The organism is Pedobacter sp., from assembly GCF_035566355.1.
Taxonomy (GTDB): Bacteria; Bacteroidota; Bacteroidia; order Sphingobacteriales; family Sphingobacteriaceae; genus Pedobacter.
The window spans coordinates 1-9,162 of sequence record NZ_DATMRL010000158.1 but is presented as its reverse complement, the minus strand read 5'-3'; the positions used below and the strand labels follow the sequence as shown (position 1 = coordinate 9,162).

Annotated in this window: 10 protein-coding genes; 8 read left to right on the top strand and 2 right to left on the bottom strand. The window is 40.9% G+C overall.

What is annotated here, in order from left to right; translation table 11 throughout:
• Both lepB and VNZ46_RS06255 read left to right on the top strand, forming a co-directional pair.
• The coding region (gene lepB / locus VNZ46_RS06260; RefSeq protein WP_325559241.1) for a signal peptidase I at positions 1–546 on the top strand (546 nt) is incomplete at its 5' end.
• Between the two features lie 53 nt (positions 547–599).
• The gene (locus tag VNZ46_RS06255) at positions 600–944 is read left to right on the top strand and encodes a hypothetical protein (RefSeq protein ID WP_325559240.1); all 345 of its coding nucleotides are present in this window, start codon (positions 600–602) and stop codon (positions 942–944) included.
• Between the two features lie 23 nt (positions 945–967).
• On the opposite strand, the gene VNZ46_RS06250 is transcribed toward VNZ46_RS06255, so the two are convergent.
• The gene (locus tag VNZ46_RS06250) at positions 968–1,810 is read right to left on the bottom strand and encodes a mechanosensitive ion channel family protein (protein WP_325559239.1); all 843 of its coding nucleotides are present in this window, start codon (positions 1,808–1,810) and stop codon (positions 968–970) included.
• Positions 1,811–1,894: 84 nt separating this feature from the next.
• Between VNZ46_RS06250 and VNZ46_RS06245 the strand changes: the two genes are divergently transcribed.
• Positions 1,895–3,052 carry a TlpA disulfide reductase family protein gene (locus tag VNZ46_RS06245; RefSeq protein ID WP_325559238.1) on the top strand — a complete coding sequence of 386 codons (1,158 nt, stop codon included), beginning with the start codon at positions 1,895–1,897 and terminating at the stop codon, positions 3,050–3,052.
• 4 nt (positions 3,053–3,056) lie between these two features.
• On the opposite strand, the gene VNZ46_RS06240 is transcribed toward VNZ46_RS06245, so the two are convergent.
• The gene (locus VNZ46_RS06240) at positions 3,057–3,575 is read right to left on the bottom strand and encodes a hypothetical protein (RefSeq protein ID WP_325559237.1); all 519 of its coding nucleotides are present in this window, start codon (positions 3,573–3,575) and stop codon (positions 3,057–3,059) included.
• 176 nt (positions 3,576–3,751) lie between these two features.
• Between VNZ46_RS06240 and VNZ46_RS06235 the strand changes: the two genes are divergently transcribed.
• The 5 genes from VNZ46_RS06235 to VNZ46_RS06215 all read left to right on the top strand — a co-directional run.
• Positions 3,752–4,705, top strand: a complete 954-nt coding sequence (locus tag VNZ46_RS06235) for a glycosyltransferase family 2 protein (protein ID WP_325559236.1) — start codon at positions 3,752–3,754, stop codon at positions 4,703–4,705.
• 3 nt (positions 4,706–4,708) lie between these two features.
• Positions 4,709–5,677, top strand: coding sequence for a glycosyltransferase (locus VNZ46_RS06230; RefSeq protein WP_325559235.1), 969 nt, complete (start codon positions 4,709–4,711; stop codon positions 5,675–5,677).
• Positions 5,674–6,462, top strand: a complete 789-nt coding sequence (locus tag VNZ46_RS06225) for a hypothetical protein (RefSeq protein WP_325559234.1) — start codon at positions 5,674–5,676, stop codon at positions 6,460–6,462. Before VNZ46_RS06230 ends, VNZ46_RS06225 begins: the two co-directional genes overlap by 4 nt.
• Before the next feature lie 9 nt (positions 6,463–6,471).
• Complete coding sequence (locus VNZ46_RS06220) at positions 6,472–7,974, top strand: GH3 auxin-responsive promoter family protein (RefSeq protein WP_325559233.1); 1,503 nt, start codon at positions 6,472–6,474, stop codon at positions 7,972–7,974.
• Positions 7,975–7,988: 14 nt separating this feature from the next.
• Positions 7,989–9,162 (top strand): 1-deoxy-D-xylulose-5-phosphate reductoisomerase (locus tag VNZ46_RS06215; RefSeq protein WP_325559232.1); only part of this gene is annotated, 1,174 nt, incomplete at its 3' end.

Here is a 9,162-nt window from a genome sequence, read left to right as displayed (position 1 = left end):
TCATTTCTGGAGGATCTGCGTGTAGAAGTGCGGCAACAGTTCAATGATGGTAGTTATGAAATGATTATTCCAGTACATAATTATAGCCGTTTGAAAAATTGTCCTGGAATTCTATCTATTACACCAATGACGGAGCCAAATGGAATTTATGATGCCAGTATATTTCCTCATCATCCTTGGTTTAAATGGAATAATGACAACTTTGGTCCCCTGACTATTCCTAAAAAGGGATGGACAATAAAACTGGACTCGGCAGCAGTGGCACTTTATGGACAGGCCATACGACTTTATGAGCATAACAGCCTGGTTAATAATGGAGACGGTGTTTTGATCAATGGAAAAAAGACAGATCATTATACGTTTAAAATGAACTACTATTGGATGATGGGCGACAACAGACATAATTCTGAAGATTCCCGCTTCTGGGGCTTTGTTCCGGAAGACCATATTGTGGGTAAAGCTATGATTACGTGGATGAGTAAGGACAGCTTGGGAACTGGTTTGAACAAGATCAGATGGAACAGGATACTTAAATCAATCCATTAAAAACAGTAGATACCAGATTATTATGACTACCTTGTTGGTTAAATTATAATAAAATGAAAATCAATGAATTAGCACTTAGTTTTTGTCAATCTAAAACGGAGTTGCTAGAACTGGAAAAAGATCTGGCCCTGGTGGAAAAACTTGTGAAGGATCTTTTGGCAGATGTTCAGACACCGGATCTGAAACTGGAAATTTCGGGTCTGAATAAAGAGATCAAAAGCCAGACAGAAGTGATTGAACAGCTTAAAGCTGAATTGAATGGAGTTCAGGACGAACTTTTGGCTTGTTTTAAAGCTGAGGATTATAAAGCAGGTGATAAGCTGGAGGTGGTGCTGAACAATAGTAAGGCTGTTCAGCTGTGGGTAACTAAGGATGGAATACTTAAAGTCCAGCCTTAACTGGCCGGACTTTACAGGTTAAATTATTTTTGATCACCTGGAGTGGGGGCAGGTGACAGAATATGTACCTCCCGCTGCGGATAAGGTGTGGAAATACTGTTGTTGTCTAATTCTTCTTTTATCTTTTGAAAATTACTGTAATAGGCCTTGGTGTAGTCACCGTTAGCTACCCAGGCATGGATAGTCAGATTCACTGCGTTTTCTCCAAGAGAACTGACAAGAACGACAGGTTGTGGTGTTTTCAGGACCAGGGAATCTTTATCCAGTAAATTCAGAATGAGTTTTCTGGCGGTGTCTATATTGGAATTGTAGGAGATTCCAATAATGTATTCGAGCATCCGGGTTTCATTGTCTGAGGTATTGTTGATCACGGCATTGGCCAGGGGGCCATTAGGGGCATAAAGTGTTGTGCCGTTAGCTGCTTTTAGGGTGGTGTAGAGAATGTCTATTTTAAGGACAGTTCCGCTTACGCCATTGGCCGCTGAAATGCTGTGTCCAATTCTGAAAGGTTTGAACAGCAGGATCAGGACTCCGCCCGCAAAATTGGAAAGGCTGCCTTGCAGGGCCAATCCAACGGCCAGACCAGCAGTACCCAGAACGGCAATAAAGGAAGTGGTGGGAATGCCAACCGTTGAGGCAACCTGGAGGATCAGCAACAGATAAAGGATGGCTTTTAGTACACTGATCAGAAAGGAGGAAAGGGAAACGTCGATATTTCCTTTGGTGAACCGTCTGGTTAAAAAGCCGATCAGAAATTTGATGAGCCATATTCCGAGAAACAGGGTGATTAATCCAAATAAAAGGGAAGGGATCATATCTACGAAGGCGTCAATGAGTTTTGCCACTTTGGGCTCGATATAATTCATATTTAAAAATTTACTCAGCTTTCTTCCCCGCATTTTTGATGCCATTATGTTGCTGTGGTGTGGATTTTGTTAGATAGTCAGTTCATGAGAAAGATGGCATGCCTTTTTGTATTATTGCTTTTCCTGGTCTTTAATGGAAATGCCCAGGGAATATTTAAGATTCATGGTTCATTTACCTTGCTGAAAAAGGAGATGAAGGTGGTGCTGGCCTATAACCTGAACCATAAAGAGGTACGGGATTCTACGGTGACCAGGAACGGGCTTTTTGATTTTTCAGGAACGGTTCCTTCAGCGCTGCCGGTTAAAGCTACATTAGGTTTCCTCGCATTGGAAGATCATCCGAATACTTCTTATGTGGAGCAATTACTAAAGATTGATGAACAGGATTTTTTTATCGAGAAAGGAACTGTTTTGGTGAAGGGCAGCAGTAAAATGAATACAGCAGTAATTACCGGGGGCAAGACACAGCAGGAGCTGCTCTCGCTGCAGGGTTTGAAGCGTGAAGAGCGGGATAAAATGTTGAATTTACAGGATGAAATGATTCCTCTGCTGATTCAGAGTCAGGGATTTGCTATAGACTCAAACAAAAAAGTTCAGGCCATTAGTGCAGAAATGCAGCCTCTGGTTAGAAAAATGAGGGAAAAGGAGGAACTTTTTATAAAAACGCATCCTGATTCTTATGTGACACTTGATCTGGTGGCACAACGTAGCCGGATGATGCGTACCGGAAGTTTTACAAAGATGTTGAGTGGTTTAAGTCCGAGGTTGAGAAATTCAAAATCCGGTAAGGAAATGTTGCGCAGGCTTAGTGTCGAAAAACAGACCGCTATTGGGGTAAAGGCGATGGATTTCAGCGAACCGGATGCGGACGGAAATATCATCTCTTTAGATGCATTTAAAGGTAAGTATGTTTTGCTGAATTTCTGGGCGAGTTGGTCGGAGGCTTCCAGAGGTGAAAATTTAGATTTATTGACGCTATATCTGCAGTTTAAGAACAAGGGCTTCGAGATTCTGTCTGTTTCTTTGGATGCAGATAGAGAAAAATGGCTGAATGCTGTGGGGGAGGATCATTTAATCTGGCCGCAACTGAGTGATTTAAGAGGCTGGAATAATAAGGCTGCGCAAGTGTATGCGATAACCTCTGTTCCGAAGAATTTTCTGATCGGTCCTGATGGACGGATTGTTGGAAAGGACTTGTTTGGGGAAGCGCTTCTCGAAAAATTAGAAGAAGTACTTCGTTAAGGTTTTACTGTATCCTGCCTTGCTTGGAAAATGAAAAATTGTAAGTTAGCCTGATACCAACGATAGGTGTTGCCTGATGATTGGTCCTTATAAAATCGCCGTGAAGGTTGAGGTCCAGTATGCTTCTTTGTTCCGAGATCAGCTCATAGCCTCCGCTTGCAGTGGCACCTATTCCGTTATTGCTTCCTTCTTCTCCGCCCAGATAGGCTAAAGCGCCCAGACGGATATAGAAGCCGGGTTCAATATAATATTTGCCACCCAGGCCAAAATAACCAGTATAAGGGGTTTCAATACCTACAGAGGGTACCACAGAGAATTCTTTTGCCAATTTGATCTCTCCCTGAAGAACGCCTCCATAGCCTGAACCTTCTTTGGATGCATTGAGTGCCAGACCAGCGCCAATAGAATTTTTAGCCTGACTATAGACATGAGTACAAAAAAATGCGGTGCAAATCAGAAAAACAAGTACGGAGCGTTGATATAGGGGAGTAATATGCTTAGCGGTTCCGGGGCTTGATCTCATTTTTAAATTTTGTGTTTCAAATTAAACGCGAGTATACATAATATTATCATTTTTTTTGGCTGGAATTGATTTTAATTAAAGGAGATGATGAAATGCGAATTTTTTTATAAATCTTCATAAATGCTTAATCAGTTTTATCTAAGTTTGCAGATTGTTTATATTGTTGTTAATCATACATGGACATTTCGGTTGTAGTACCCTTATATAATGAAGAAGAGTCATTGCCTGAGCTCACCTCATGGATAGCTAAAGTAATGGCTGAACATAATTTTACTTACGAAATTCTCTTTGTGGATGATGGGAGTACAGATTCTTCCTGGGCCATTATTGAACAACTCAAAGAGAAGTTTGACAGCGTAAGGGGTATTAAATTTAGAAGGAATTACGGAAAGTCTGCGGCTTTAAACGTGGCTTTTGAAGCTGCTGTTGGCGATGTAGTGATTACCATGGATGCCGATTTACAGGACAGCCCGGATGAGATCCCTGAATTATACAGAAGGATAAAAGAAGAAAAGTACGATCTTGTTTCCGGTTGGAAGAAGAAGAGATATGATCCGATTACAAAGACCATTCCTACAAAGCTGTTTAATGCGGCCACAAGGAAAATGTCTGGGATTCAGCTGAATGATTTTAATTGTGGTTTGAAAGCCTATCGCAATGATGTGGTCAAAACCATAGAGGTCTATGGGGAAATGCACCGGTATATTCCTGTTATTGCAAAATGGGCTGGTTTTAAGAAAATTGGTGAACAGGTCGTGGAACACCGGGCCCGTAAATACGGGGTAACCAAATTTGGTTTTAGCCGTTTTATCAATGGTTTTCTAGACTTATTGTCTATATTTTTTGTAGGTAAGTTTGGCAAGCGCCCAATGCACTTTTTTGGGTCGCTGGGGGTATTGAGTTTCTTACTGGGTACTTTTATGGCTTTATGGATGATTGGAGAGAAATTATATCATATTGCTGCGGGTATTCCGTATAAACGTGAAATTACAGATCAGCCTTTATTTTATATTGCTTTAGTGGCCATTATCGTAGGATCTCAGTTGTTTTTAACTGGTTTTGTAGCCGAACTGGTGACCCGTAATGCACCTGAACGTAATCAGTATCTGATAGAAAAGGAGATAAATTAAAGGATGTTTTTTTCTATTATAATTCCCTTATATAATCGGCCCCAGGAAATAGACGAATTACTGGCTACACTGACCAAACAGACTTATATGCAGTTTGAAGTGCTGGTGGTTGAAGATGGTTCTGTTCATGATGCTAAGGAGATTGTTGCAAAATATCAGGACCGTCTGGATGTCCATTACTTCTTTAAACAGAATGCCGGACAGGGCTTTGCAAGAAACTATGGTTTTGAGCGGGCGAGAGGGGATTATTTTATCATTTTTGATTCGGATTGTCTTATTCCTGCAGATTATCTGGAAACGGTAAGAGATTACCTTTTTGAACATAAACTGGATGCTTATGGTGGTCCGGATGCGGCGCACAGCAGTTTTAGTCCTGTACAAAAGGCGATCAGTTATGCCATGACTTCTCCTTTTACAACGGGCGGGATCCGTGGGAATAAAAAACATGTAGGACAATTCCATCCCCGCAGTTTCAATATGGGGGTGTCGCGTGAGGTTTGGGAAAAGGTAGGTGGTTTTATTTTAACCAGATTGGGAGAGGATATTGAATACAGTATTCGTATCCACGAAAGTGGTTTTAAGATCGGGCTGATTCCTGCGGCAAAAGTATATCATAAGAGAAGGACGAGTTTTGCCCAATTCTATAAGCAATTACATTTCTTTGGGAGGGCGAGGATCAATATTTATAAGCACTTCCCTGCTGAGCTGAAATTGATCCATTTCTTTCCGGCTGCTTTTACGGTTGGTATTATACTAACTTTAATATTGAACATATTGTATCCGCCTTTGGCGTATATTTGTAATACAGTGTTGCTGATCATATTTGCAATGATTTTTTTTCATGCCTGGAGTGTGACTAAATCTGTTAAAGTTGCATTTTTGAGTATTATTGCATCTTTTATACAGCTTTTTGCTTACGGCATGGGTTTTATACAGGATTTTGTTAAAAGAGTAGTATTGAAACAATCATGATAGAATTTTTAAAAGAAAGCACCTTTACGGTGAACGAGGTGATTGGTAAAGCCTGGACACTAACGAAAAGGAATTACTTTTCCATTGCCACTTTATGCTTTTTAATGTTTTTGACTTCCAATGCCTCGGGTTTAATGGCTTTTTTCCTCAAAGACGTGAGCAAAGGTCTGAATATTTTCATGGCTGCACTTTTTGTGATGCTGTATTTTACCCTCAATTTATCCCTGCTGAAGTATATTTTTCACTTGCTTGATGATGAAGAGCATGATGTCAGTATTGTGAGTACATTGCCTACCCGCCAGCAGATCATCCGGTTTTTAATTGCAATGTGTTATTTTATGTTTTGCATTGTTGGAGTATATTCGGTGGTGGCCTTGGTTGGTTTTCCTTTTATCTATACCGGGATAAAAATGTCGGTAGTGACGAATGTTGCTATATCTGTTGGTACCGTGGCTATTTTTATTACCTGGATCCGGATTTCTTTTTTTCCTTTTTTTATCATTGATAAGAATCAGCCACCTTTTGGATCTATTAAATTTAGTTTGGCCATTACAAAAGGAAATTTCACAAAAATTCTTTTGCTGTTGCTTGTGTTGGGTGGGTTTTATATTTTGTATCTGCTGGTGAGTTATATGCAATGGCCTATTATATCTTTCCTGATCAATATTTTAAGTTCTTTTATCATTGTTCCTTTATCTAATGTTGCTTTAACCATTGCCTATCGAAAAATGATGAGCGAGTATAAAGGTGATGAGCACCCCGATATCATTCACAATATTGTTTAAACAAGGTTTATGGGATTAAAAGCAGCGTTGAGCAAACCTTTTGCCGCTTTTGTGGTAAAGGGGATTGACAAGTGGAAGAAGAATGCGGTGAAGGCACAGCAGGATACCCTTAAAAATCTGATTGCTTCGGCAAAACAAACTTCTTTTGGAAAGGACCATCATTTTGCGTTGGTCAACAATTATGAGGATTTTAAGAAACAGGTTCCGGTTAGGGATTATGAGGGGTTAAAGAATTATATTGACCGCGTTGTTGCGGGAGAAAGGGATGTGATGTGGAAGGGAAAACCGGAGTATTTTGCAAAGACTTCGGGCACAACTTCGGGGGCAAAATATATTCCTATTTCTAAAGATTCTATGCCGGAGCATATCAAGGCGGCAAGAAATGCTTTGCTTACCTATATTCACGAAACTGGAAATGCAGATTTTGTAAATGGGAAAATGATCTTCCTCCAGGGCAGTCCGGTAATGTCTAAGAAGAATGGAATTAAAGTTGGCCGCTTGTCTGGTATCGTGGCTAATCTGGTTCCGGCCTATTTGCAGAAAAACCGTTTGCCTTCTTACGCTACGAATTGCATAGAAGACTGGGAAGTGAAGGTCGATGCGATTGTTGATGAAACGATTGAACAGGATATGACGGTTATTTCCGGGATACCTCCCTGGGTACAAATGTATTTCGACCGGCTTACGGAGAAATCAGGAGGACGAAAGATCAAAGACATCTTTCCTAATTTTAAACTCTTTGTGTATGGAGGGGTTAATTATGAACCTTACCGGGCTAAAATTGAGGCGAGTATTGGCCGAAGGATAGATTCTATTGAGACTTATCCTGCATCAGAAGGTTTTATTGCTTATCAGGACAGTCAAAAGGATAAAGGATTACTTTTACTGGCTGATGCGGGGATCTTTTATGAATTTATTCCTGCAGATGAATTTTATAATGACAACCCTACCCGCCTGAGTCTGGGTGAAATTGAACTTGATGTGAATTATGCTTTGATTTTAAATACCAATGCGGGCTTGTGGGGGTATAGTATTGGTGACACGGTGAAATTTGTATCTAAAGATCCCTACCGGATTATGGTTACAGGAAGGATCAAGCATTTCATTTCAGCATTTGGAGAGCATGTGATTGGTGAAGAAGTGGAGCATGCTTTAATGAGTGTAGCCAATGAAGAGGGGATTGAAATTACGGAATTCACAGTTGCACCACAGGTGGTGGATCCGGAAGGTGGTTTGCCTTATCATGAGTGGTTTATAGAGTTTGGAAATATGCCTGCAGATCTTATTGCTTTTAGCAGGAGGGTGGATGAGGCTTTGCAAAAGAAAAATATTTATTACTTTGACCTCATTGAAGGGAAGATTTTACAGCCGTTGATTATTCGTCCTTTGAGAAAAGAGGCTTTTGTGAGTTATATGAGGGCAGAGGGGAAGCTTGGTGGACAAAATAAAGTTCCCCGTTTAGCGAATGACAGAAAGATTGCGGATAGTTTAAGTAATTTTACGATTAAATAACAACGTCTTTACAGATGTTGAAGGAGAAAAAGCTTTTGGCGATTAAAAAAAATATAAGCATACTGGGCTCAACGGGCTCTGTTGGTACACAAGCGCTGGAAGTAGTGAAGGCCAATCCGGAACGATACCGGATTACTGCACTTACGGCTCAGTCTAATGACGTTTTATTGGTTCAGCAGGCAAAGGAATTTAGGCCCGAACTGGTGGTGATTTCTGATGAGGGGAAATATGAAAGTGTAAAGGATGGCCTCGCAGGAACAGGTATTAAAGTTCTTGCGGGAGAATCAGCTTTATGTGAAGCTGCGGCTTTGCCTGTCAGTGACCTGGTTTTGACTGCTGTGGTCGGGTCTGCGGGTTTAAAACCAACGATTGCGGCTATTGAAGCGGGGAAAGACATTGGATTGGCCAATAAGGAAACCTTGGTGGTGGCGGGAGAACTGATCACGGAACTGGCCAGAAAACATGGTGTTAAGATTATTCCGGTGGATTCTGAGCACTCGGCAATTTTCCAGTGCCTGGTTGGTGAAGCATCCGATGCGGTAGAAAAAATTTATCTGACGGCTTCAGGTGGTCCCTTTCGGGGAAAGGACCGTGCCTACCTGGCTGGAGTGACTAAAGCTCAGGCCCTGAAACATCCCAATTGGGTGATGGGGGCAAAAATTACGATCGATTCTGCATCTATGATGAATAAAGGCTTGGAAGTGATTGAAGCCAGGTGGTTGTTTGATTTAAATGTTGATCAGATTGATGTCATTGTACATCCGCAGTCTATAGTTCATTCTATTGCACAATTTAAAGATGGATCTATGAAAGCCCAGATGGGCCTACCGGATATGAAACTCCCGATTCATTATGCATTAGCTTATCCGAATCGGGTGGAGAGCCAGTTTCCGCGTTTTAATTTTATGGATTATCCCGAGTTGAATTTTTTCCCTCCGGATTATTTGAATTTCAGAAACCTTGACCTGGCCTTTCGTGCGTTAAAAAAAGGGGGTAACATGCCTTGTATTGTAAATGCAGCAAATGAGGTTGTTGTAAATGCCTTTTTACAGGATAAAGTGGGTTTCCTGGAAATGAGTGATATTATAGAACGTTGTATGGAGGATATGCCTTTTGTTGGTCAGCCGGGACTGAATAATTATTTAGAAACCGATCAGCATACGCGTATATTTGCCCACCAACTCGTAA

Coding starts and splice junctions, on each gene's coding strand:
- VNZ46_RS06255 (WP_325559240.1), top strand. CDS start 600: ATGAAAATCAATGAATTAGCACTTAGTTTTTGTCAATCTAAAACGGAG.
- VNZ46_RS06225 (WP_325559234.1), top strand. CDS start 5,674: ATGATAGAATTTTTAAAAGAAAGCACCTTTACGGTGAACGAGGTGATT.
- VNZ46_RS06235 (WP_325559236.1), top strand. CDS start 3,752: ATGGACATTTCGGTTGTAGTACCCTTATATAATGAAGAAGAGTCATTG.
- VNZ46_RS06245 (WP_325559238.1), top strand. CDS start 1,895: ATGAGAAAGATGGCATGCCTTTTTGTATTATTGCTTTTCCTGGTCTTT.
- VNZ46_RS06220 (WP_325559233.1), top strand. CDS start 6,472: ATGGGATTAAAAGCAGCGTTGAGCAAACCTTTTGCCGCTTTTGTGGTA.
- VNZ46_RS06250 (WP_325559239.1), bottom strand. CDS start 1,810: ATGAATTATATCGAGCCCAAAGTGGCAAAACTCATTGACGCCTTCGTA.
- VNZ46_RS06240 (WP_325559237.1), bottom strand. CDS start 3,575: ATGAGATCAAGCCCCGGAACCGCTAAGCATATTACTCCCCTATATCAA.
- VNZ46_RS06230 (WP_325559235.1), top strand. CDS start 4,709: ATGTTTTTTTCTATTATAATTCCCTTATATAATCGGCCCCAGGAAATA.